This window comes from Pseudomonas viridiflava (assembly GCF_900184295.1).
Lineage (GTDB): Bacteria > Pseudomonadota > Gammaproteobacteria > Pseudomonadales > Pseudomonadaceae > Aquipseudomonas > Aquipseudomonas viridiflava.
The window spans coordinates 4,600,598-4,622,536 of sequence record NZ_LT855380.1; the positions used below are offsets into that span (position 1 = coordinate 4,600,598).

Genomic DNA, 21,939 nt, shown 5'->3' on the forward strand with positions numbered 1-21,939 from the left:
GTAGCGCTGAACTGAAAAAGCCTCCCTCTCGTTGAGAAAGGGAGGCTTTTTCATATGAGTTTCGTGGAATCGTCCACGAGACGCGCTTCAGACAGTGGTTTTCACGCCACCCTCAGTCTCAAGCTGCAACAACGCACCTTGAAGAGTCTGCAGGTTGGAGCTGGTCGCCATGATCTGCGTCTGGATAGCCATCGCCCTCATCGCCTTTTCGTCAGGCGTGCCTTGGCTGGCCTGAACAGCAGCCAGTTGAGCCTGCTGCTCAGCCAACTGCTTCTGAGCCAGCTTGATCATCTCTTTGATTTTGTCTTTGGTTGAATCGAGCGCACTTTTGCTTGACCCTCCAACGCTGCCGCCGTCGGACGCACTGTTTGCTTTAGCACCTTCCAGATTCACTTCCGTGGTCTTTTTATCATCGTCCGTGGTGGCAGTAGCAATAGCTGTCTGCGCGTCCTGATTCTTGACTGTTAACGACAGCGAGTTCGGGTAAGCGCTCAGCGTGGACGTATTGATGGTAACCATGGCGATCTCCTGATTGTCTGCGAACGGTATCGGCCGACTCGTAACATTCTGAAGCATTTAATTGATAATAAATGAATCAGCGTCCAATCCTGCCGGGAAACGCGTGCGATAGGCCTGAAGATCAGCCGCGCTGAGGGTTGCCTGGAACACCCCATCGGCCTCGCCAGCGCCGAGCAGACTCTCACCCTGGAAATCCAGGACCTGGCTGTCACCTGTGTAAGCGAAGCCCTTGCCGTCGGTGCCGATGCGATTGACGGCGGCCACATAACACAGGTTTTCAATCGCCCGGGCAGGCAACAGCCGGTTCCAATGCAAGCGCCGAGCACCCGGCCAGTTGGCGGTGTACAGCAGCAGGTCGGTGTCCTGCGCGTCACGGCTCCACACCGGGAAACGAAGGTCGTAGCAGATCAGTGGACGAATGCGCCAGCCCTTGAGCTCGAACATCACTTGGCGCTCGCCGGGCGTGTAGTGCTCATGCTCCCCGGCCATGCGGAACAGATGGCGCTTGTCGTAATGCAGCAGCTCGCCATCCGGGCGCGCCCACAGCAGGCGGTTACGATGACTGCCATCGGCCGCACGAATGATCACACTGCCAGTGATCACTGCATTGATTCGCCTGGCTTGCTGCAGCAGCCACTCGGACGTCGGTCCCGCCTCGGGCTCCGCCAGCGCTTCGGACTCCATCGAGAAGCCGGTGGTGAACATCTCCGGCAGGATCACCAGATCGGCGCCCTTCGCCTGGCTGAGCAGCGATTCGAAGTGCTGGAGATTGGCGTCCCGGTCATGCCAGACCAGTGTGGTCTGGATCAAGGCAAGGCTCAGGTTCGGCAACTGACTCAGATCGCGCATAGTTTTTCCGCTGCCAGACGCAGCGTCTCCTCTTGCTTGGCGAAGCACAAACGGATCAATCGCTGTCCTTCAGGCGGACGTTGATAAAACAGGGAGATAGGGATGCTGGCCACGCCATGCTCGCGGGTCATCCACAGCGCCATGTCGACATCATTGAGGTCCGGACGAATCTGCGAATAGTCCACCAACTGAAAATACGTACCGCCGACCGGCTTGAACGCGAAGCGTGATGCTTGCAGCTGATCGCAGAAATAGTCGCGCTTGGCCTGATAAAACGCTGGCAGTTCATCAACATGCTCAGGGTGTTCAGCCATGAAGTCGGCCAGCGCGAATTGCAGCGGGGTCACGCCGCAGAAGCTTACGTACTGGTGGACCTTGCGCATCTCGGCGGTCAACGCAGGCGGCGCGACCACATAGCCGGTTTTCCAGCCAGTGACGTGATAGGTCTTGCCGAACGAACTCACAACGAACGCCCGCTGATACAGCTCCTCGTGATCCAGCACGCTCACGTGCCGCTGACCGTCGAAGACCAGATGTTCGTACACCTCGTCACTGAGCAGATAGATATCTCGCCCGGCAATCAGCGCTGCCAGCCGATCCAGCTCGGCACGACTGATCAACGCACCGCTTGGGTTGTGCGGGCTGTTGATGACGATCATTCGCGTGCGCGGGCTGAGCGCGTCGGTAAGTTTCTGCCAGTCGATGGAAAAATCATCAAGCCCCAACTGCACGTGGACGCAGCGCCCGCCCGCCAGTTCGACCGCAGGCTCGTAGCTGTCGTAGCACGGATCGAAAATGATCACTTCGTCGCCGGGACGGATGACCGTCTGGATCGCACAGAAGATGCCCTGGGTCGCGCCGGGCGTGATGGTAATTTCAGTCTCCGGGCTGACGGTGCGCCCATAGCTGCGGGCGATCTTGGCCGCGACCTGTTGACGAAGCGCGGGCAGACCGGTCATAGGTGAATACTGATTGTGACCCTGCATGACATGACGGCACACCGCATCGCGCAGCGCCTGCGGGCCATCGAAATCGGGAAAGCCCTGAGACAGGTTGATGGCGCCGGTTTCGGCAGCCAGTTGAGACATGACGGTGAAAATGGTGGTGCCCACATTAGGCAGCTTGCTGTCGATCATGGAGCCCTTTCCCTGCAATCCCCCGGCACCACGACGGCACGGGTCAGGCAGGATAGCCCATGGAGCGCGCATAAAAAAAGGCACCAGAGGTGCCTTTTTCGTACATTTCCTACAGACGATTCAACGCTTGTCGCGGCGCTTCTTGTCGGCTTTCTTGTGGTGCGACATCATCCGACGCTTCTTGTTGACCTGACGGTCAGTCAGCGTGTTCTTGTTGCCTTCGTACGGGTTCTCGCCGCCCTTGAACTCGATACGGATCGGCGTACCGACCAGCTTGAGCACGCGACGATAGGTGTTTTCCAGATAACGGACGTAGGATTTCGGGACCTTCTCGACCTGGTTACCGTGAATAACGATCAGCGGCGGGTTGGCGCCACCCAGGTGAGCGTAACGCAGCTTGATGCGGCGGCTGCCGACCATCGGCGGCGCGTGCTCGCTGACGGCGTCTTCGAGAATCTGGGTCAGGCGGCTGGTCGGCCAGCGGGTCACTGCCGACTTGAACGAGTTCTGTACCGACTGATACAGGTTGCCCACGCCGGTGCCGTGCAAGGCCGAGATGAAGTGAATGTCCGCGAAATCGACGAAGAACAGACGACGTTCCAGCTCGACCTTCACGTAGTCACGCTCGCCCGGTGTCATGCCGTCCCACTTGTTCAGTGCGATGACCAGTGCGCGACCGGCTTCCAGCGCAAAGCCCAACAGGTTGAGGTCGTGATCGACGACACCCTCACGGGCATCCATCACGAAGATCACCACGTTGGCGTCCTTGATGGCCTGCAGCGTCTTGACCACCGAGAACTTTTCGACTTCCTCGTGGATCTTGCCGCGCTTGCGCACACCGGCGGTGTCGATCAGCGTGTACTTCTCTTCGTTACGCTCGAAGGGAATGTAGATACTGTCGCGCGTGGTGCCCGGCTCGTCATAGACGATAACCCGGTCTTCACCAAGCATACGGTTGACCAGCGTCGACTTACCGACGTTGGGGCGACCAATGATCGCGATCTTGATGCCGTCCTTTTCGCTGGGGCCGGGAATGCGCTTGGCTTCCTGACCTTCGGCGACTTCTTCGACTTCAGCGTCTTCCTGGTCATCTTCATCGCGCGGGAATTCGCGCAGGGCGATTTCCAGCATCTGCGAGATGCCGCGACCATGGGCACCGGCCACCGGAATGGCGTCACCCAGACCCATCGGGCTGAACTCGGCACGGGCCAGGTTCTCGTCGATGTTATCGATCTTGTTGGCGACCACGTAGGAACGCTTGTTACGTTTGCGCAGGTGCTCGCCAATCATCTGATCGGCAGCGGTATAGCCTGCACGGGCGTCTACCAGAAACAGCACCACATCGGCTTCTTCAATGGCCAGCAGCGACTGCTCGGCCATCTTTTCGTCCATGCCATGCTCGTCACCGGAGATACCGCCGGTGTCGATCAGAATATAGGAGCGCCCCTGCCACTTCGCCTCTCCGTATTGGCGATCACGGGTAAGACCGGACAGATCGCCGACAATAGCGTCGCGGGTCCTGGTCAGGCGGTTGAACATGGTGGACTTGCCGACGTTCGGTCGACCCACCAGGGCGATTACGGGAACCATTAGGCTCTCCACTTCGTTATTTCAGAAAATACAAAAGCCGCTGCAGGGCAGCGGCCGGAGTTCGGAGCGGCGCCCGAGGGCACCGCAGCCTTGCCTGAGCAAGGTCGCCAGAGGCCTTGAGCCTCTGGCTTCGTCAATCATTACTTGATGGTCAGGGCTTCCAGTTTGCCGCTGTTGCCATACACGTAAATCATGTCACCAACCACCAGCGGACGAGCACGCAGGCCGTCGCTGTCGATACGCTGACGACCCACGAAACGACCGTCTACCTGGCTCAACAGGTGGAGATAGCCTTCCATGTCGCCGACCGCGATGTAGCTGGAATACACTTCCGGCGCGCCCAGTTGACGGCGGGCCAGAGATTCGTTGCTCCACAGTGCGGAGGAAGAACGCTCGTCGATACCTTCGACGGTGCCGGAAGCCAGGGTGGCGTAAACGCTGCCGAAGCCCTGGGCAACGCCCGAGTAGCTCGACGCGTCACGCTGCCAGAGCACACGACCGCTTTCCAGTTCCAGACCGGCAACACGACCCTGATAGGTCGCGACGTACAGTGTACCGCCGGACAGCAGCAGACCGCCGTCGATATCGACCACACGGTCCAGTTCCGAACGACCCTGTGGAACCGCTACACGCTGCTCCCAGATCGGCACGCCGTTGGTGATATCCAGCGCAACAACCTTGCCCGTGGACAGACCGGCCACCGCAAGACGGTTGGTCGCCAAAGGAGCGCCTGTACCGCGCAGGGTCAGTACCGCAGGCGTGCTTTCGTAGATCCAGAGCTGGGAACCGGTGGAGGCATCGAAGCCGACCACGCGATCATCCTGGGTCTGAACCACGACAACACTGCCGTTGGTGGCAGGCGGGGCCAGTACTTCGCTGCTTACGCGAGCGCGCCATTTCTCTTCGCCGGTGGTGGCGTCCATGGCAACGACTTCACCCTTGAGGGTGCCGATCATCACCAGGCCGTAACCTACGCCCACCGCGCCGGAGACCGGCAGCTCGAGATCTTTCTTCCAGATCACGTCGCCGGTCAGGCGATCCAGCGAAACGATTTCGCCCGTGACGTCGGCCGCATAGATGCGATCGCCGTCGATGGCCGGAACCAGCATATTGTAAGTTTTGCCCTGACCGTCACCGATGGAGCGGCTCCACTGCTTTTGCAGGACCACTTCTTCCTTGAAGTCAGTCAGCTCGGCCGGCGGCAGTTCTTTCTTGCTGTTGCTGCTGCAACCCGCGGCCAGAATGGCCAGAGCCAGCAATGCTGCATGTTTCCAACGAATCACGTCACGCATCCCCTTTCGCCAGATCGTCGAGCTTCATTTGCAGACCACCGACCGCTGCCTCTTCAGACAGAGCGGATTTGGCCTTTTGGTATGCAGCATGTGCCTCGTCGGTACGACCCAGCTGAACCAGCAGGTCACCCTTGAGTTCTTCACGGCTGGCCAAGAACGACTTTTCAGCATCGCCGTCCAGCAGCTTCAGCGCATCATCAGCCTTGTTCTGTGCAGCCAGCACTCGTGCCAGACGCTGACGGGCAATTTCACCCAGCGTTTCGTTGGCAGGCTTGTCGGCAACGACTTTCAGCTCTGCTGCTGCGTCGTCGAGTTTACCGGTATCCACTGCCACCTTGGCGACGAAAAGACTGCCGTACTGCGCATAAGTGGTGCCGCCGTATTCGCTTTTCAGCTTGCCGGAGATTTCGGCGACACGCGTGGTGTCTGCCTGGCCACTTGGCGTCAGTGCGGTTTCGAGCAACTGCTGGTAGAGCATCGAGGCGCCTTGCGACTGATTAGCCTGATATCTCTGCCAGAACTGCCAGCCCAGGACCACGATCAGCGCCAGCAGGCCACCTGCAACCAGGGGTTTGCCGTTGCGCTGCCACCAGTCCTTGACTCCCGCCAGCTCATCATCTTCGGAACTCGACACCCCAATACTCCTATTCGCTAAAACGGCTGTTAATCAGCTTCAACCCTGCACGACGCAGGAGGCCAGGTGCTCTGACAGAGCGTCCCAAGCAATATTTTGTTGTTCACCCTGACCACGCAGGGGTTTGACGCCAATGATCTTCTGGCCGAGCTCTTCGTCGCCGAGGATCAGAGCATACAGCGCGCCGCTCTTGTCGGCTTTCTTGAACTGACTCTTGAAGCTACCGGCACCGGCATTGACCTGCAGACGCAGGTTCGGCAGACGGTCGCGCACCTGTTCGGCGAGCGTCAGACCGGCAAGCTCGGCAGCTTCACCGAACGCGCAAAGGTACACGTCGACCTGACGGGAGATCTCTTCCGGGATCTGCTCCAGGGTCTCCAGCAGCAGCACCAGACGCTCGATGCCCATTGCAAAGCCAACGCCCGCTGTGGGCTTGCCGCCCATCTGCTCGACCAGGCCGTCGTAACGACCGCCCGCACAGACAGTGCCCTGAGCACCCAGTTGATCGGTAACCCATTCGAAAACGGTCTTGCTGTAGTAATCCAGCCCGCGCACCAGCTTGGGATTGATCACGTAAGGAATACCGGCAGCGTCCAGACGGGCTTTCAGGCCTTCGAAGTGAACGCGGGATTCTTCATCGAGATAATCGGCCAGCTTCGGCGCATCCACCAACACGGCCTGAGTCTCGGGATGCTTGGTGTCGAGCACGCGCAGCGGATTGGTTTTCAGACGGCGCTGGCTGTCTTCATCCAGTTGGTCGAGACGCGCCGACAGAAACTCCACCAGCGCCTCGCGATAGCGTGCACGGGCTTCGCTGGTGCCCAGGCTGTTGAGCTCGAGCTTGACCGCGTTGCGAATACCCAGCATGCCCCACAGGCGCCAGGTCATGACGATCAGTTCGGCATCGATGTCCGGACCGTCAAGGTTGAAGACTTCCACGCCGATCTGGTGAAACTGGCGATACCGGCCTTTCTGCGGACGCTCGTGACGGAACATCGGGCCGATGTACCACAGCTTCTGCACCTGGCCGCCACCCGTGATGCCATGCTCGAGCACTGCGCGCACGCACGCCGCCGTGCCTTCAGGGCGCAGGGTCAGCGAGTCACCGTTGCGATCGGCAAAGGTGTACATCTCTTTCTCGACGATATCGGTGACTTCGCCGATCGAGCGCTTGAACAGGTCGGTAAATTCGACGATAGGCATGCGAATCTGGCGATAACCATAGTTATCGAGCAGGCGCGAGACAGTGCCTTCGAAGTGACGCCACAGCGGCGTCTGCTCAGGCAGGATGTCGTTCATGCCACGAATGGCTTGCAGAGACTTACTCACAAAAAATCCTTAGCAATACGGGTTAGCCGCGCACGATGACCGAGGCGTCGGCTTCGGCCTTTTCAGCCGCTTTCTCGCGAATCAAGCGTTCCAGCTCATCCACAAGATTGTCATTGGTCAGCTTCTGCGCAGGCTTGCCATCGATGTAGATCAGGTTCGGCGTACCGCCCGTGAGGCCGATATGCGCCTCCTTGGCTTCGCCAGGACCGTTGACCACACACCCGATGACCGCAACATCCAGCGGCACCAGCAAATCCTCGAGACGACCTTCAAGCTCGTTCATGGTCTTGACCACATCGAAGTTCTGCCGCGAGCAGCTCGGGCAGGCGATGAAGTTGATGCCACGGGAACGAAGGCGCAACGATTTGAGAATGTCGTAACCGACCTTCACCTCTTCGACCGGATCAGCGGCCAGCGAGATGCGGATAGTATCGCCAATTCCTTCGGCGAGCAGCATACCTAGGCCGACGGCCGATTTCACTGTGCCTGAACGCAATCCACCGGCTTCGGTGATGCCCAGGTGCAGTGGCTGGACAATTTCCTTGGCCAGGAGGCGATAGGCTTCGACGGCCATGAACACGTCGGAGGCCTTCACGCTGACCTTGAAGTCCGGGAAATTCAACCGCTCCAGGTGCTCAACGTGACGCAACGCGGACTCGACCAGCGCAGCGGGCGTGGGCTCGCCGTACTTCTTCTGCAGGTCTTTTTCCAGAGAACCGGCGTTTACGCCGATGCGGATCGGGATGCCGCGATCACGCGCGGCATCGACCACGGCACGGACCCGGTCTTCACGACCAATGTTGCCTGGGTTGATGCGCAGGCAATCAACGCCCAGTTCGGCTACGCGCAATGCGATCCTGTAGTCGAAATGGATGTCGGCCACCAGTGGGACTTTCACCAACTGCTTGATACGGCCGAACGCTTCGGCCGCGTCCATGTCCGGTACCGAGACCCGCACGATGTCGACACCGGCCGCTTCCAGCCGGTTGATCTGTGCGACCGTGGCCGCCACATCGTTGGTGTCACTGTTGGTCATGCTCTGCACTGCAATCGGGGCATCGCCGCCGACAGGAACAGAACCAACCCATATTTTTCGGGATTCGCGACGCTTGATCGGGGATTCGCCGTGCATGACTTATTGACCTAGTTTCAGGCGAGCAGTCTCGCCGCTGGTAAAAGGTGCCACGTCTACAGGCTGACCGTTGTAGCTGACTTGCGCACCGCGGGCGAAGCCCAGGCGCAGGGTCAGCGGCGGCTTGCCGTTGACGTCAAGGCTCTCGCCCTTGCGCTTGAGACCGCTGACCAGCACCTTGCCATTACCGTCTGTCACCTGAGTCCAGCAATCGGCCGTGAACTGCACGTTGACCTGCCCGGCACCCGGCATGACAGGAGCAATCTGCTCGGCAGCTGGCGGGGTCGGCATGGACGGAACGGATGGCGCAACTGCAGGCGCCTGAGCCGATGCGGCCGGCGGCGTTGCAGTGGCAGGTGCTTGCGTGTGCGCAGGCGCTGTAACGGCAGGAGCCGGGACTTCAGGCGCAGCGCTCTGGGTTTGCGTGGACGGCGTACCGGTGTTCAACGGCAGCGATGTTTCGCCGGTTGAAGGGTTTTCGACGACCGCCTGGTCCTCGGGCTCGTCCAGCGGGTGAATCTGGGTGGTGCCGTCAGCGCTTTCGACTTCGACGTGCTCAAGGTTGAGCCCCGAAAGATCCTTGCCGCGCATCGAGGCCTGGTCCTGCCACCAGAAGAAACCGCCACCGATCAGCGCGATCAGCAGCAGCAGGCTGACGATACGCAGGATATTGTGCGACAGGCGCACCGGCTCTTCGATGCGACCCAGGGCGTGCACCGGGCTGCCCTTGCCGTCGGTGCCGGTGAACTGATCGAACTGCTCGACCATCGCGGCCTGATCCAGCTCCAGCAGTTTCGCGTAGGCACGTACATACCCCCGGGCGAAGGTGTGCCCAGGCAGCTTTTCAAAGTTCCCGTTCTCCAGATGACTCAGTGAAGTCACGGTGAGGTTCAGCCTCAAAGCCACATCTGGCAGCGACCAGTTTTTGCTCTCGCGAACCTGACGCAGGGTTTCTCCAGGATTCACGCGGGTGGTTGCTACAACTTCGGGATGCGCCGCTTTCATCATTGCTCCGACAGGTATTGCTGATATTCCGGCGTACCGGGATAGAGTCTTTTTAATTGCAGACCAAAACTGGCCGCCTTGTTGCGGTCTTCATACACTTTAGCCAACCGCGTACCGAGCAATAGACTACGTGCATTTTGCTCGCTCAGCTGGCTAAAACGGTCGTAATAGTCACGCGCTGGCACATAATGCCCGTCTTCGTAAGACAACTCAGCCATTTCCAGCAACGCACGTGGCTGCTGGTTGTCCAGCCGCAGGGCCTTGGTGAAATGCTCGCGGGCCTGCTCGCGATTGCCCAGCTTGATCGAGGTCATGCCCAGGCTTTCGAAAACCCGCGAACGCTCAGGATATAGGTTATCGGCAGCCGCTTGCTCGAAACGCTCGTAGGCTTCCTTGTAGCGCTTCTGCTCGTAGAGAAAACTGCCGTAATTGTTGACGATGCGTGTGTCGTTGCGGCTTGCCGACAGCGCCTTGCGAAAGTACTGGTCGGCGAGTTCAGGTTCCATTTCGGCCTGAAAGACCAGCGCCAATGCCGCGTTGGCTCCAGCGTCCGAACCGTCCAGCTCAAGCGCCTTCTTCAAGGGCACCTTGGCGCGTTCGGTCTGGCCTTGCTGCAGATAGCCGATTCCGAGCTGAACGTAGGCCTTGCGCGCTTCTTCACGTCCCTGGGAGGTCGAGAGCGGATTGACATTGCCGGTTGATACGCAGCCCACGAGCAACATGACAACACACAGCAGCAACGGGGCGCGCACAGACATGAAGTCCCTCTTGGTCAGTTTCGCGTTCGGTTGGGCAGTCAGGTTCGGGTCGCCGCGCCTGGCACTGAATCGGCCTCGACACTCAACTCTCGCACTGCGATATAGCGTTCACTACGACGCGTGCGATCCATCACCTGGCCGACCAACTGGCCGCAAGCGGCATCGATGTCTTCGCCACGCGTGGTACGCACAGTGACGTTATAGCCAGCCTGATGCAACAGGTCCTGGAAACGACGGATCGCGTTATTGCTCGGACGCTCGTAACCGGAGTGCGGGAAAGGGTTGAAAGGGATCAGGTTGATCTTGCAAGGCGTGTCCTTGAGCAACTCGATCATTTCAACGGCGTGCTCGACCTTGTCATTGATGTCCTTGAGCATGGTGTACTCGATGGTGAGCACACGCTTTTCACCCAGGTTCGACATGTAGCGACGGCAGGATTCGAGCAGCATTTTCAGCGGGTATTTCTTGTTGATCGGCACCAGCTGGTTGCGCAGCGCGTCATTGGGCGCATGCAGCGACAGGGCCAGCGATACATCGATGTGCTTGGACAGCTCGTCGATCATCGGCACCACGCCTGAGGTGGACAGGGTCACCCGGCGCTTGGAAATGCCATACCCCAGGTCATCCATCATCAGATGCATGGCGGCGATGACATTGTCGAAGTTCAGCAGTGGCTCACCCATGCCCATCATCACCACGTTGGTGATTGCACGGTCGACGGTTGCCGGGACACTGCCAAAGGATTTGTTGGCAATCCACACCTGACCGATAACTTCGGCGGCGGTGAGGTTGCTGTTGAAGCCTTGCTTGCCGGTGGAGCAGAAACTGCAATCCAGGGCACAGCCCGCCTGGGAAGACACGCACAGAGTGCCGCGCTTGCCTTGCGGAATATAGACGGTCTCGACGCAGCTGCCGGACTCGACGCGCACCACCCATTTACGGGTGCCATCGCTCGAAATGTCCTCGCTGACGACTTCAGGACCCCGAACTTCGGCACAGGCCTTGAGCTTTTCGCGCAAAGCCTTGCTGACGTTCGTCATGGCGTCGAAATCATCGACGCCAAAGTGGTGAATCCACTTCATGACCTGACCGGCACGGAAGCGCTTCTCCCCGATAGAGTCGAAGAATTTCTCCATTTCCAGCTGAGTCAGACCCAGCAGGTTGGTTTTACCAGTCGATGCAATCATGAATTCACCCTTCACTCGATAGTCGCAAGACTTAGCGAGCGGTTACCTCGGTAGCTGCGAAGAAGTACGAGATTTCACGAGCAGCGGCTGCTTCGGAATCGGAACCGTGTACAGCGTTGGCGTCGATGGAATCAGCGAAGTCAGCACGGATGGTGCCGGCAGCAGCTTCTTTAGGGTTGGTAGCGCCCATCAGCTCGCGGTTCAGAGCGATAGCGTTTTCGCCTTCCAGAACCTGAACGACAACCGGACCGGAGATCATGAAAGCAACCAGGTCGCCGAAGAAACCACGAGCGCTGTGCTCAGCGTAGAAACCTTCAGCTTCGGCCTTGGACAGCTGCTTCAGCTTGGAAGCAACAACGCGCAGACCGGCTTTTTCGAAACGAGTGGTGATCTCGCCGATTACGTTCTTTGCAACGGCGTCAGGCTTGATGATGGAGAAAGTACGTTGAACAGCCATGGTGAAACTCCAGAAACAGTGATTGAAGCGAAAAATTAAACCCGCGAATTATACGCGGGTTCTGAGGGTATTGCCTAAAAACATGCGTTACAGACTCAGTCGAGCTCTTCGATCCAAAGCCCCTGAATCGCTTCAAGGACCTTCTCGCCGCCACGATCCGGAATGTCATCGAATTCAGGCAGAGCCATGACCAGGCCGCGCAACTTGACGAAATTTACGGTCAACGGATTGATCTCCGGATGCGCTTCGGCCAGTTGAATGGCGATTTCCTGCACATCGACCCATTTGAGACTCATGAGCGTTCCTTGAATCAGTGCGGCGCTTCGGCAGCGTGGTTGAGCGAATACTTGGGTATTTCGACAGTCAGATCTTCGGTGCCGACAATTGCCTGACAGGATAGACGCGATTGCGGCTCAAGGCCCCAGGCTTTGTCGAGCATGTCCTCTTCCAGCTCGTCGGCTTCATTCAGCGAGTTGAAGCCCTGGCGAATGACGCAGTGACAGGTCGTGCAGGCACAGACGCCGCCACAGGCGCTTTCGATCTCGATGTGATGCTCGTGAGCAAGCTCGAGGATGGATATACCGGGTTCAACTTCTACAACCAGCCCGTCCGGGCAGTGCTCGGCGTGGGGCAGAAAAATCACCTGCGGCATCAGTTATTCCTCAATCTCATTCAGGTTGCGTCCGGCCAGTGCGGCTTTCACCGTCGAATCCAGGCGGCGGGCAGCAAATGCATCGGTCACTTGCGACAGACGCTTGGTCTGTTGCTCGATGGCGTGTCCATCGGTGCCTTTCATCAATTCGCGCAGCTCATCCATCTGCAGGTTGATGACCAAACGCTCTTCTTCATCGAGAAGGCGCTCGCCATCGGCATCCAGCGCGCCCTGCACTGCTTCGAGCAGGCGCTCAGCATCGACCTGATGCTCGCGCAATACGCGGGCGACCTTGTCGTCACCGGCGTAGGCGAAGGAGTCCTTGAGCATGCGGGTGATTTCGCCGTCGGTCAGGCCATACGACGGCTTGACCTGAATGCTCGCTTCGATGCCCGAACCCAGTTCGCGCGCCGAAACACTCAGCAGACCATCGGCGTCCACCTGGAAGGTGACGCGGATCTTCGCCGCGCCCGCCACCATCGGTGGAATACCGCGCAGTTCGAAGCGCGCCAGAGAACGGCAATCGCTGATCAGCTCTCGCTCGCCCTGCAGCACATGAATCATCATGGCCGTCTGGCCATCTTTGTACGTGGTGAAGTCCTGACCGCGCGCCACAGGAATCGTGGTGTTGCGCGGAATGACCTTCTCCATCAGCCCGCCCATGGTTTCCAGCCCCAGCGAGAGCGGAATCACGTCGAGCAGCAGCAATTCTTCACCGTCGCGCTTGTTGCCTGCCAGTGTATCGGCCTGGATCGCGGCCCCGATGGCCACCACTTGATCCGGATCGATTTCGGTCAGCGGCTGACGACCAAACAGTTCGGCAACGGCTTCACGGACACGCGGCACACGCGTCGATCCGCCCACCATGACGACCGCTTCGACTTCTTCAAGCTCGATGCCGGTATCACGCACGGCGCGGCGGCAGGCTTTCAGGCTGCGGGCAACCATTGGCTCGATCATCGCGTTCAGCGCTTCGCGAGTCAGCACGGCCTTCCAATCGCCATACGCTACATCGACGGCGTCGGCATCGGTCAGCGCTTCCTTGGCTGCGCATGCTGCCTGCAGCAGGCTGCGCTGGGCAGAAGGCGCGAGATCGGCGGAAAGGCCGGCTTCGGCAACAATCCAGCTGGCAATCGCGTGATCGAAATCATCGCCGCCCAGCGCCGTGTCGCCGCCAGTTGCCAGCACCTCGAAGACGCCCCCCGTCAGACGTAGGATGGAGATATCAAACGTGCCGCCACCCAGGTCATAAATCGCGACCACGCCTTCGGCTTTCTGGTCCAGACCGTAGGCGACTGCAGCAGCCGTCGGCTCGTTGAGCAGGCGCAACACGTTCAGGCCTGCCAGCTTGGCAGCATCCTTGGTGGCCTGACGCTGAGCGTCATCGAAATAGGCAGGAACTGTGATCACCGCACCGACCAGCTCGCCGCCCAGCGCTTCTTCAGCTCGCTGACGCAGCACTTTGAGAATGTCGGCAGAGACTTCCACCGGGCTTTTAGGCCCCTGGACGGTCTCAATGAACGGCATGTGCGACTCGCCGTCGACGAAGCGGTAAGGCAGCTGCTCACCCAGTTGCTTGACGTCGGTCAGCCCACGCCCCATCAGCCGCTTGACCGAGAGCACGGTATTGAACGGATCCTGGGAAGCGGCGACTTTCGCCGACTGCCCCACTTCGACCCGATCGGCGTGATAGCGAACGGCAGAGGGCAGGATGACCTGACCTTCTGCGTCGGCCAGTGGCTCGGACAGGCCGCTGCGCACTGCAGCAACCAGAGAGTTGGTGGTGCCCAAGTCGATCCCCACAGCCAGACGGCGCTGATGCGGTTGAGGACTGAGGCCGGGTTCGGCGATCTGCAGTAAGGCCATGCGTATTCAGAATAATCACTGGGCGTGCGGCCAGGGCAGCACGGGGTTAATCGTCGAGGCGCTCTTCTAACTGGCGCACTTCGTGAGAAAGCTTGTCGAGAAACTGCATGCGCCGCATCAGCCTTTCGGCGTGCTCGCGCTGTGCAGCGTCATTCCAACAGGCAGCAAAGCTCTGATTCAGTTCATCCTGAGCCACCTTGAGCCGACGCTTGAACGTCGCGACCCCGGCGAGATCAGCTTCATCCTGCAGATCTTCTAGTTCTTCGCGCCACTGCATCTGCTGCAGAAGAAAGTCCGGATCGTGCACGGTGACCTCAAGCGGTACCTCGTTGCCATTCATGGCCAACAGGTAACGTGCCCTTTTCGGCGGGCTCTTGAGGGTCTGATAGGCTTCGTTGAGACTGGCGGAACGCTCCAGCGCCGTACGTTGCTCCCGCTCGGAAGCGTCGGCAAAACGGTCTGGATGGACGCCACGCGCCAATTCGCGATAACGCGTCGCCAACTGATCAAGATCAAGCTGAAAATCAGGCTTGAGCTCGAACAGGGCGAAGTGACAGGGAGTACCCACAATAAAAGCCTCAGACGTTGAAGCTTTCGCCGCAGCCGCACTCGCCGCGCGAATTGGGGTTGTTGAACTTGAAGCCTTCGTTCAACCCTTCCCGAACGAAGTCGAGCTCGGTGCCATCGAGATAGACCAGGCTTTTCGGGTCGATAATCACCTTAACGCCGTGCATCTCGAAGACGGTGTCTTCGCTGGCCGCCTCATCGACGAACTCGAGCACATAGGCAAGACCTGAACAGCCTGTGGTGCGAACACCCAGACGAACGCCATCACCCTTGCCACGCCCCTCAAGGGAACGTCGTACGTGGTTAGCGGCAGCTTCTGTCATGCTGATAGCCATCGGAACTCCTTACGCGTTTCTGAAAAAGGACTGCTTACAGCAGACCTTTCTTCTGCTTGTAATCGCGAACGGCCGCCTTGATGGCGTCTTCTGCGAGCACGGAGCAGTGAATCTTTACCGGAGGCAGTGCCAGCTCTTCAGCCAGCTGAGTGTTCTTGATGGTCTCTGCTTCATCCAGAGTCTTGCCTTTCATCCACTCGGTTGCCAGGGAGCTGGAAGCGATTGCCGAACCGCAGCCGTAGGTCTTGAACTTGGCGTCTTCGATAACGCCCTGCTCGTTGACCTTGATCTGCAGACGCATCACGTCGCCGCACGCCGGAGCGCCGACCATGCCAGTGCCAACATCAGGATCTTCCGCATTCATCTTGCCGACGTTGCGCGGATTCTCGTAGTGGTCGATGACCTTTTCGCTGTAAGCCATGATTCTATTCCTCTCACATCAGGGAGCCGCTCTTCAGGTCGTGCCGGCAGATGCCAACCACGACCTGTGTTGGAGGCGACTTTAAATTAGTGCGCCGCCCACTCGATCTTGGAGATATCGACGCCGTCTTTGAACATGTCCCACAGCGGCGAAAGCGTACGCAGCTTGGTAACGGCCTCGCAGACTTTCTGCGCGGCATAATCGATTTCTTCTTCGGTGGTGAACCGGCCGAAGGTGAAACGGATCGAGCTGTGTGCCAGTTCGTCGTTGCGGCCCAGAGCACGCAATACATACGAAGGCTCCAGCGATGCAGACGTACAGGCCGAACCGGACGATACCGCCAGATCCTTGAGCGCCATGATCAGCGACTCGCCTTCAACGTAGTTGAAGCTCAGGTTCAGGTTGTGCGGTACGCGGGCAGTCAGGCTGCCGTTCACGTAGAGCTCTTCCAGATTCTCGACCTGCTTGTAGAAACGGTCGCTCAGCGCTTTGATACGCACGTTTTCAGCGGCCATCTCTTCCTTGGCGATACGGAAGGCTTCGCCCATGCCAACGATCTGGTGGGTCGCCAGCGTACCGGAACGCATGCCACGCTCGTGACCGCCGCCGTGCATGGCAGCTTCCAGACGAACACGTGGCTTGCGGCTCACGTACAGCGCGCCAATACCTTTGGGACCGTAGGTCTTGTGGGCAGAGAACGACATGAGGTCAACCTTGAGGCTGGCCAGATCGATTTCAACCTTGCCGGTCGATTGCGCGCCGTCAACGTGGAACAACACGCCACGCGAACGGGTCAGCTCACCGATGGCAGCGATGTCGTTGATGGTGCCGATCTCGTTGTTCACGTGCATGATCGAAACCACGATGGTGTCGTCACGCAGTGCAGCTTCGATCATGGCAGGGGTGATCAGACCGTCTTCGCCTGGCTCGATGTAAGTCACTTCAAAACCTTCACGCTCCAGTTGGCGCGTGGTGTCCAGGACAGCCTTGTGCTCGACCTTGGAGGTGATGATGTGTTTGCCCTTGCTGGCGTAAAAGTGCGCAACGCCCTTGATCGCGAGGTTGTTGGACTCGGTGGCACCGGAGGTCCAGACGATTTCACGCGGATCGGCGTTGACCAGGTCGGCGACCTGACGGCGGGCATTCTCGACCGCTTCTTCGGCTTTCCAGCCAAAGACGTGGGAACGCGACGCCGGGTTGCCGAAGTTTCCTTCGACTGTCAGGCAATCGATCATTTTCTGCGCGACACGCGGATCGACCGGGGTCGTCGCGGAGTAATCGAGGTAAATCGGCAATTTCATTGAAGCTCTCCTATCAGGCAGGCGCACCGCTCATTCATCTGCGTTCATTCAACGGCGGACGTTTCAATCTTACCCAGTTGCGACGTATTGCAATGGCTACGGCGCATATCCTGGCGCTGGGCGACTTCTTGTACCTCACGGCGAGTGACAAGATCCGCCAAGCTGATACCGCTTAGAAATTCGTGAATCTGCTGGCTCAGGTCGCACCACAAATGGTGAGTGAGACAGGTGTCGCCAGCGTGGCAATCACCCAACCCCTGACAGCGGGTGGCATCGACCGACTCATTGACAGCATCGACGACCTGCGCCACCTGGATACCTTTCATGTCGCGAGAAAGCTGATAACCACCACCAGGGCCACGGACACTGGAAACCAGATTGCCGCGGCGAAGCTTGGCGAACAGCTGCTCGAGATAAGACAGGGAAATGCCCTGTCGCTCGGAGATATCGGCCAGAGACACTGGCCCGTTCTGCGCGTGCAAGGCCAGGTCAAGCATGGCTGTTACAGCGTATCGGCCTTTTGTAGTCAGTCGCATGGCGTGTACCGCAGAGGATCGGAATGAGCGTGAGTATGCTATTCCCGAGTAAATGAGTCAACTATTAGACCGAGTAAAACAGTCGGGTTTAGCAAAAAGTGCGGGCTGCATCATAGCAAAGGTGCGGCGCAATGACACGTCCCAAACCCCTGCCCTGCCTAGCCGATCTTATTTTCCAGCGTCTCTTCGCGCTTATCCTTGACGCAGTCGAAGACCTCGTCGCGCAGCTCCGGCAGATCCTTGGCGCAGTAGTCGCTGCCCAGCCGACTGAGCGCGCCGCACATGTCTTCGAGACGACCGTCCACAGCCTGCAGGTGATCGAGCAACTGGCCGATGGCACGTGCGACCGGGTCCGGCATATCGGCACTGACGCCATAGGCATCGAAACCCAGCTTCTCGGCCATTGCCTTGCGCTTGGCTTCGGTCTCATCGTCGGACTTGACGATGATGCGACCCGGAATACCCACCGCCGTCGCGCCTGCTGGCACAGCCTTGGTCACGACCGCGTTGGAACCGATCTTGGCGCCGGCACCGACGGTGAACGGGCCTAGCACCTTAGCGCCCGCACCCACCACTACGCCGTCTTCCAGCGTCGGGTGACGCTTGCCTGCGTTCCAGCTGGTGCCGCCCAGGGTGACGCCCTGATACAGCGTCACGTCATTGCCGATCTCGGCGGTTTCACCGATAACGATGCCCATGCCATGGTCGATGAAGAAGCGGCGACCGATGCGCGCCCCCGGATGAATTTCGATTCCGGTCATCCAGCGACCGAAATTGGAGACCACGCGAGCCGGCCATTTCCAGCCCTTGCCCCACAGAATGTGCGCGAAGCGGTGCAGCCAGATAGCGTGCATGCCCGGATAGCAGGTCAGCACATCGAACGCGTTGCGCGCGGCCGGGTCACGATGGAACACACTTTGAATATCTTCTCGCAGACGCTCGAACATCACTGATCCTTCCGCTTGTAGGGTTCACCGCGCGCAGCTTTCTGGGTTTCGGTCAGGATCCCGCGAAGGATGCTGAGCTCGGAATGCTCCACTTCGCTGCGGCCAAAAAGCCTGCGCAGGCGCGCCATCAGGTGACGCGGCTTTTCGGGATCAAGAAAACCGATCGCCACCAGCGTGGCTTCAAGATGGCCATAAAAGCCTTCCATTTCATCCATGGTCGCCAGCTCGGCGTTGTGCGCCATTTTCGAGGACTCGTCATGAGCGGGCTGCTCGGAAGCTGCCAGCCAGGACATACGCACTTCATAGCTGAGCACCTGCACGGCAGCAGCCAGGTTCAACGAGCTGAAGCCCGGGTCGGACGGGATGTGCACATGGAAGTGACAACGCTGCAGCTCTTCGTTGGTCAGGCCTGCGTGCTCGCGACCGAAGACCAGCGCCACCTCGGCGCCCTGCCCGGCCTGCTCGACAACCTTCACGCCTGAAGCGCGAGGGTCCAGCATCGGCCACGGCAGACTGCGATCACGGGCACTAGTGCCGAGCACCAGACGGCAACCCGTCAGCGCCTCTTCCAGCGTGGCGACTACCTGCGCGCCTTCCAGAATATCGGTGGCACCCGAGGCTCGCGCATCGGCGTCAGGCGAAGGGAAGATCCGCGGATCGACCAGCACCAGGCGCGAAAGCCCCATGTTTTTCATGGCGCGAGCAGCCCCGCCGATATTTCCGGGATGGGTAGTGCCGACCAGGACAACACGAATGTTCTGCAACAAAGCGAACGCTCACTGACGCGAATTAGGGGGGCAAATCTTACAGAAACGCCCGGACTAACGCTATGAACCTGTTCAAGCCGGGCAGCCCTTGAGCACACGTAGGCGTGATAAGTAATGGCCCTGAACCCGACAACCGTTACAACGCAAGGCTGGAAATAATTCGACGCACCCAATAGAATGGCCGGCTCTCTTTAACAACCTTAGGTGAATTGTCCATGCAGCCCATGCTGAATATCGCGCTGCGCGCCGCCCGCAGCGCCAGCGAATTGATTTTCCGCTCCATCGAGCGCTTGGATACCATCAAGGTCGACGAAAAAGAAGCCAAAGACTACGTCTCAGAGATCGACCGTGCTGCCGAGCAGAGCATCATCACCGCTCTGCGCAAAGCCTACCCGACCCACGGCATCCTGGGTGAAGAAAGCGGCATGCACGAAGGCAGCGGCGAAGGCACCGACTACCTGTGGATCATCGACCCACTGGACGGCACCACCAACTTCGTTCGCGGCATCCCGCACTTCGCGGTCAGCATCGCCTGCAAATACCGTGGTCGTCTCGAACACGCTGTCGTCCTTGATCCCGTCCGCCAGGAAGAATTCACCGCCAGCCGTGGCCGTGGCGCTGCCCTGAACGGTCGTCGTCTGCGTGTCAGCCAGCGCAAGAGCCTTGAAGGCGCACTGCTGGGCACCGGCTTCCCTTTCCGCGACAACCAGATGGACAATCTCGAAAACTACCTGGGCATGTTCCGCAGCCTGGTTGGCCAGACCGCAGGCATCCGCCGCGCAGGCGCCGCCAGCCTGGACCTCGCCTATGTCGCAGCCGGTCGTTTCGACGCGTTCTGGGAGTCGGGTCTGTCCGAGTGGGACATCGCTGCAGGCGCCCTGCTGATTCAAGAAGCGGGCGGTCTGGTCAGCGACTTCACAGGCGGTCATGACTTCCTGGAAAAAGGCCACATCGTTGCCGGTAACACCAAGTGCTTCAAAGCCGTGCTGACTGCAATCGCACCGCACCTGCCGCCTTCGCTCAAGCGTTAAGCGACAGACGTAAAAAAACCGGCGAAAGCCGGTTTTTTTATGCCTTGCAGAAGCTCGGCTGATTTACTGGGCCTGACCCAGAATCAGCTGACCGTTCTTGTCGACAGGAATCTGATTGCCTGGATCACGCTCCATACGGACCTGACCCACCTTCTCATTCAACTTGTACTTCACGTTGTAGCCTACAACCTTGTCGCTCACGTCATTGACTGTTGTGCAACGGTTCTGCGTCGTGGTGTAAGTGTCACGCTCCTGCATACCTTCCTGAACCTTGTTACCGGCATAACCACCACCGACCGCACCTGCAACGGTTGCGATCTTCTTGCCGTTACCACCACCGATCTGATTACCCAGCAAACCGCCGGCTACAGCACCGATGACGCTACCCACGATCTGGTGCTGGTCCTTGACCGGCGCCTGACGGGTAACGGTTACGTCCTTGCAAACTTCGCGGGGAGTTTTGATCTGCTGGTTGATCGGCTCTACAGCCAATACGTCCGCATACTCAGGACCACCCTTGACCAGGCTATAGGTGGCAACGGCACCGCCAGCAGTTACTACAGCAGCACCTAATACAACACCAACAAGCATAGACTTGTTCACGTGAACCTCCTGACCCAATCGAAACGCAGCATGACTGCGCAATGCCTAGCCTTGGAGCATAAAAAAAGGCGCGAGTTCATCACTCGCGCCTTTTTTATGACAACTGGCTATCAGGGCAGATCATCCGCCTTCTCGACCACGACCGGAGGAATGAGATCCTCGGTGGTCAGGTTCAGCCAGATCAGCACCACGTTGGCGATGTAGATCGACGAGTAGGTACCCGCCAGCACACCGATGAACAACGCGATGGAGAAGCCTTCCAGGCTGTCACCACCGAACACCCAAAGCGCAACGATTGCCAGCAGCGTGGATATCGATGTCGCCATGGTGCGCAGCAGCGTCTGGGTGGTGGAGATGTTGATGTTCTCGATCAACGACGCCTTGCGCAGCAGACGGAAGTTCTCGCGAACCCGGTCGAATACCACAATGGTGTCGTTCAACGAGTAGCCGATGATCGCCAGCACTGCCGCCAGCACCGTCAGGTCGAAGGTGATCTGGAAGAACGACAGGATACCCATCGTCACGACCACGTCGTGGATCAGCGAAACGATCGCACCGACCGCAAACTTCCACTGGAAGCGGAACGCCAGATAGATCAGTACGCCACCGAGCGCCAGCAGCATGCCGATACCGCCCTGGTCACGCAGCTCTTCACCGACCTGAGGACCGACGAACTCGACCCGCTTGACCACCGCCGGGTTGTCAGCACCCGACTTGCGCAGCGCTTCAGCGACCTGAGTGCCCAGCTGAGGGTCTTCACCCGGCATGCGCACCAGCAGGTCTGTGGTCGCACCAAAGCTCTGTACGACAGCTTCGTGATAACCGGCCTGGACCAGTTCCTGACGGACCTTGCCCAGATCGGCCGGACGCTCGTAGGTCAGCTCGATGAGCGTACCGCCGGTAAAATCCAGACCAAAGTTAAGCCCTTTATGGAACCAGCTGAACAACGCCAGTGCGGTAAGGAGCATGGTAATGGCGAACGCAACGTTGCGAACGCCCATGAAGTTGATGGTACGTTTCATGGC

General features: G+C 59.0%; 25 protein-coding genes. 1 reads left to right on the forward strand and 24 read right to left on the reverse strand.

Annotated features, from left to right (window positions below):
* Positions 1 to 87: 87 nt before the first annotated feature.
* The 22 genes from CFBP1590_RS20635 to trmJ all read right to left on the reverse strand — a co-directional run bounded on the left by CFBP1590_RS20635 (position 88) and on the right by trmJ (position 19,280).
* Positions 88 to 519: a hypothetical protein gene (locus tag CFBP1590_RS20635; protein ID WP_029241765.1), complete on the reverse strand. Its 432-nt coding sequence runs from the start codon at positions 517 to 519 to the stop codon at positions 88 to 90.
* A 57-nt stretch (positions 520 to 576) separates the two neighbouring features.
* On the reverse strand, positions 577 to 1,368 hold the full coding sequence (locus tag CFBP1590_RS20640; RefSeq protein WP_088235829.1) for an amidohydrolase: 792 nt from the start codon (positions 1,366 to 1,368) through the stop codon (positions 577 to 579).
* Positions 1,356 to 2,504: a pyridoxal phosphate-dependent aminotransferase gene (locus CFBP1590_RS20645; RefSeq protein WP_088235830.1), complete on the reverse strand. Its 1,149-nt coding sequence runs from the start codon at positions 2,502 to 2,504 to the stop codon at positions 1,356 to 1,358. Before CFBP1590_RS20645 ends, CFBP1590_RS20640 begins: the two co-directional genes overlap by 13 nt.
* 120 nt (positions 2,505 to 2,624) lie before the next feature.
* The gene (der, locus tag CFBP1590_RS20650; protein WP_004878760.1) at positions 2,625 to 4,094 is read right to left on the reverse strand and encodes a ribosome biogenesis GTPase Der; all 1,470 of its coding nucleotides are present in this window, start codon (positions 4,092 to 4,094) and stop codon (positions 2,625 to 2,627) included.
* A gap of 140 nt (positions 4,095 to 4,234) precedes the next feature.
* Positions 4,235 to 5,386, reverse strand: a complete 1,152-nt coding sequence (bamB, locus tag CFBP1590_RS20655) for an outer membrane protein assembly factor BamB (RefSeq protein ID WP_025995079.1) — start codon at positions 5,384 to 5,386, stop codon at positions 4,235 to 4,237.
* Complete coding sequence (locus CFBP1590_RS20660; RefSeq protein ID WP_004878756.1) at positions 5,379 to 6,020, reverse strand: tetratricopeptide repeat protein; 642 nt, start codon at positions 6,018 to 6,020, stop codon at positions 5,379 to 5,381. Before CFBP1590_RS20660 ends, bamB begins: the two co-directional genes overlap by 8 nt.
* Positions 6,021 to 6,059: 39 nt before the next feature.
* Positions 6,060 to 7,349 (reverse strand): histidine--tRNA ligase, encoded by a 1,290-nt coding sequence (hisS, locus tag CFBP1590_RS20665; protein WP_025995077.1) that lies wholly within the window; start codon positions 7,347 to 7,349, stop codon positions 6,060 to 6,062.
* Between the two features lie 22 nt (positions 7,350 to 7,371).
* Positions 7,372 to 8,481 carry a flavodoxin-dependent (E)-4-hydroxy-3-methylbut-2-enyl-diphosphate synthase gene (gene ispG, locus CFBP1590_RS20670; protein WP_025995076.1) on the reverse strand — a complete coding sequence of 370 codons (1,110 nt, stop codon included), beginning with the start codon at positions 8,479 to 8,481 and terminating at the stop codon, positions 7,372 to 7,374.
* 3 nt (positions 8,482 to 8,484) lie between these two features.
* Complete coding sequence (locus CFBP1590_RS20675) at positions 8,485 to 9,486, reverse strand: RodZ domain-containing protein (RefSeq protein WP_058431917.1); 1,002 nt, start codon at positions 9,484 to 9,486, stop codon at positions 8,485 to 8,487.
* Entirely contained in the window at positions 9,486 to 10,244 is a 759-nt protein-coding gene (pilW, locus tag CFBP1590_RS20680; protein ID WP_025995074.1) for a type IV pilus biogenesis/stability protein PilW, read from the reverse strand. Before pilW ends, CFBP1590_RS20675 begins: the two co-directional genes overlap by 1 nt.
* A 38-nt stretch (positions 10,245 to 10,282) precedes the next feature.
* On the reverse strand, positions 10,283 to 11,431 hold the full coding sequence (gene rlmN / locus CFBP1590_RS20685; protein ID WP_004878747.1) for a dual-specificity RNA methyltransferase RlmN: 1,149 nt from the start codon (positions 11,429 to 11,431) through the stop codon (positions 10,283 to 10,285).
* Positions 11,432 to 11,462: 31 nt separating this feature from the next.
* Positions 11,463 to 11,888: a nucleoside-diphosphate kinase gene (gene ndk / locus CFBP1590_RS20690; RefSeq protein WP_002552482.1), complete on the reverse strand. Its 426-nt coding sequence runs from the start codon at positions 11,886 to 11,888 to the stop codon at positions 11,463 to 11,465.
* A 95-nt stretch (positions 11,889 to 11,983) separates the two neighbouring features.
* Positions 11,984 to 12,184: a Fe-S cluster assembly protein IscX gene (gene iscX, locus CFBP1590_RS20695; RefSeq protein WP_029241761.1), complete on the reverse strand. Its 201-nt coding sequence runs from the start codon at positions 12,182 to 12,184 to the stop codon at positions 11,984 to 11,986.
* 14 nt (positions 12,185 to 12,198) lie between these two features.
* Positions 12,199 to 12,540, reverse strand: a complete 342-nt coding sequence (gene fdx, locus CFBP1590_RS20700) for an ISC system 2Fe-2S type ferredoxin (RefSeq protein WP_025995072.1) — start codon at positions 12,538 to 12,540, stop codon at positions 12,199 to 12,201.
* Between the two features lie 3 nt (positions 12,541 to 12,543).
* Entirely contained in the window at positions 12,544 to 14,406 is a 1,863-nt protein-coding gene (gene hscA, locus CFBP1590_RS20705) for a Fe-S protein assembly chaperone HscA (RefSeq protein WP_029241760.1), read from the reverse strand.
* A gap of 46 nt (positions 14,407 to 14,452) precedes the next feature.
* Positions 14,453 to 14,974 (reverse strand): co-chaperone HscB, encoded by a 522-nt coding sequence (gene hscB / locus CFBP1590_RS20710; RefSeq protein WP_004878740.1) that lies wholly within the window; start codon positions 14,972 to 14,974, stop codon positions 14,453 to 14,455.
* A 10-nt stretch (positions 14,975 to 14,984) separates the two neighbouring features.
* Positions 14,985 to 15,308 carry an iron-sulfur cluster assembly protein IscA gene (iscA, locus tag CFBP1590_RS20715; protein ID WP_003365093.1) on the reverse strand — a complete coding sequence of 108 codons (324 nt, stop codon included), beginning with the start codon at positions 15,306 to 15,308 and terminating at the stop codon, positions 14,985 to 14,987.
* Positions 15,309 to 15,342: 34 nt separating this feature from the next.
* Positions 15,343 to 15,729, reverse strand: a complete 387-nt coding sequence (gene iscU / locus CFBP1590_RS20720) for a Fe-S cluster assembly scaffold IscU (protein ID WP_002552476.1) — start codon at positions 15,727 to 15,729, stop codon at positions 15,343 to 15,345.
* 86 nt (positions 15,730 to 15,815) lie between these two features.
* Positions 15,816 to 17,030, reverse strand: coding sequence for an IscS subfamily cysteine desulfurase (locus CFBP1590_RS20725; protein ID WP_004878736.1), 1,215 nt, complete (start codon positions 17,028 to 17,030; stop codon positions 15,816 to 15,818).
* 44 nt (positions 17,031 to 17,074) lie between these two features.
* On the reverse strand, positions 17,075 to 17,566 hold the full coding sequence (gene iscR / locus CFBP1590_RS20730) for a Fe-S cluster assembly transcriptional regulator IscR (protein WP_004878734.1): 492 nt from the start codon (positions 17,564 to 17,566) through the stop codon (positions 17,075 to 17,077).
* 158 nt (positions 17,567 to 17,724) lie between these two features.
* Entirely contained in the window at positions 17,725 to 18,513 is a 789-nt protein-coding gene (gene cysE / locus CFBP1590_RS20740; protein WP_029241759.1) for a serine O-acetyltransferase, read from the reverse strand.
* Complete coding sequence (gene trmJ / locus CFBP1590_RS20745) at positions 18,513 to 19,280, reverse strand: tRNA (cytosine(32)/uridine(32)-2'-O)-methyltransferase TrmJ (protein ID WP_029241758.1); 768 nt, start codon at positions 19,278 to 19,280, stop codon at positions 18,513 to 18,515. Before trmJ ends, cysE begins: the two co-directional genes overlap by 1 nt.
* 215 nt (positions 19,281 to 19,495) lie before the next feature.
* On the opposite strand from trmJ, the gene suhB reads away from it, so the two are divergent.
* Entirely contained in the window at positions 19,496 to 20,311 is an 816-nt protein-coding gene (gene suhB, locus CFBP1590_RS20750; RefSeq protein ID WP_004878727.1) for a type III secretion system regulator SuhB, read from the forward strand.
* Positions 20,312 to 20,374: 63 nt separating this feature from the next.
* Here suhB and CFBP1590_RS20755 read toward each other — a convergent pair whose 3' ends face one another.
* Positions 20,375 to 20,914 (reverse strand): glycine zipper 2TM domain-containing protein, encoded by a 540-nt coding sequence (locus CFBP1590_RS20755; RefSeq protein WP_004878725.1) that lies wholly within the window; start codon positions 20,912 to 20,914, stop codon positions 20,375 to 20,377.
* Between the two features lie 110 nt (positions 20,915 to 21,024).
* Positions 21,025 to 21,936, reverse strand: a complete 912-nt coding sequence (gene secF, locus CFBP1590_RS20760) for a protein translocase subunit SecF (protein WP_004878723.1) — start codon at positions 21,934 to 21,936, stop codon at positions 21,025 to 21,027.
* Between the last annotated feature and the right edge of the window lie 3 nt (positions 21,937 to 21,939).

Coding starts and splice junctions, on each gene's coding strand:
- CFBP1590_RS20635 (WP_029241765.1), bottom strand. CDS start 519: ATGGTTACCATCAATACGTCCACGCTGAGCGCTTACCCGAACTCGCTG.
- CFBP1590_RS20640 (WP_088235829.1), bottom strand. CDS start 1,368: ATGCGCGATCTGAGTCAGTTGCCGAACCTGAGCCTTGCCTTGATCCAG.
- CFBP1590_RS20645 (WP_088235830.1), bottom strand. CDS start 2,504: ATGATCGACAGCAAGCTGCCTAATGTGGGCACCACCATTTTCACCGTC.
- der (WP_004878760.1), bottom strand. CDS start 4,094: ATGGTTCCCGTAATCGCCCTGGTGGGTCGACCGAACGTCGGCAAGTCC.
- bamB (WP_025995079.1), bottom strand. CDS start 5,386: ATGCGTGACGTGATTCGTTGGAAACATGCAGCATTGCTGGCTCTGGCC.
- ispG (WP_025995076.1), bottom strand. CDS start 8,481: ATGCACGGCGAATCCCCGATCAAGCGTCGCGAATCCCGAAAAATATGG.
- CFBP1590_RS20675 (WP_058431917.1), bottom strand. CDS start 9,486: ATGAAAGCGGCGCATCCCGAAGTTGTAGCAACCACCCGCGTGAATCCT.
- pilW (WP_025995074.1), bottom strand. CDS start 10,244: ATGTCTGTGCGCGCCCCGTTGCTGCTGTGTGTTGTCATGTTGCTCGTG.
- rlmN (WP_004878747.1), bottom strand. CDS start 11,431: ATGATTGCATCGACTGGTAAAACCAACCTGCTGGGTCTGACTCAGCTG.
- ndk (WP_002552482.1), bottom strand. CDS start 11,888: ATGGCTGTTCAACGTACTTTCTCCATCATCAAGCCTGACGCCGTTGCA.
- iscX (WP_029241761.1), bottom strand. CDS start 12,184: ATGAGTCTCAAATGGGTCGATGTGCAGGAAATCGCCATTCAACTGGCC.
- fdx (WP_025995072.1), bottom strand. CDS start 12,540: ATGCCGCAGGTGATTTTTCTGCCCCACGCCGAGCACTGCCCGGACGGG.
- hscA (WP_029241760.1), bottom strand. CDS start 14,406: ATGGCCTTACTGCAGATCGCCGAACCCGGCCTCAGTCCTCAACCGCAT.
- iscA (WP_003365093.1), bottom strand. CDS start 15,308: ATGGCTATCAGCATGACAGAAGCTGCCGCTAACCACGTACGACGTTCC.
- iscU (WP_002552476.1), bottom strand. CDS start 15,729: ATGGCTTACAGCGAAAAGGTCATCGACCACTACGAGAATCCGCGCAAC.
- CFBP1590_RS20725 (WP_004878736.1), bottom strand. CDS start 17,030: ATGAAATTGCCGATTTACCTCGATTACTCCGCGACGACCCCGGTCGAT.
- iscR (WP_004878734.1), bottom strand. CDS start 17,566: ATGCGACTGACTACAAAAGGCCGATACGCTGTAACAGCCATGCTTGAC.
- cysE (WP_029241759.1), bottom strand. CDS start 18,513: ATGTTCGAGCGTCTGCGAGAAGATATTCAAAGTGTGTTCCATCGTGAC.
- suhB (WP_004878727.1), top strand. CDS start 19,496: ATGCAGCCCATGCTGAATATCGCGCTGCGCGCCGCCCGCAGCGCCAGC.
- secF (WP_004878723.1), bottom strand. CDS start 21,936: ATGAAACGTACCATCAACTTCATGGGCGTTCGCAACGTTGCGTTCGCC.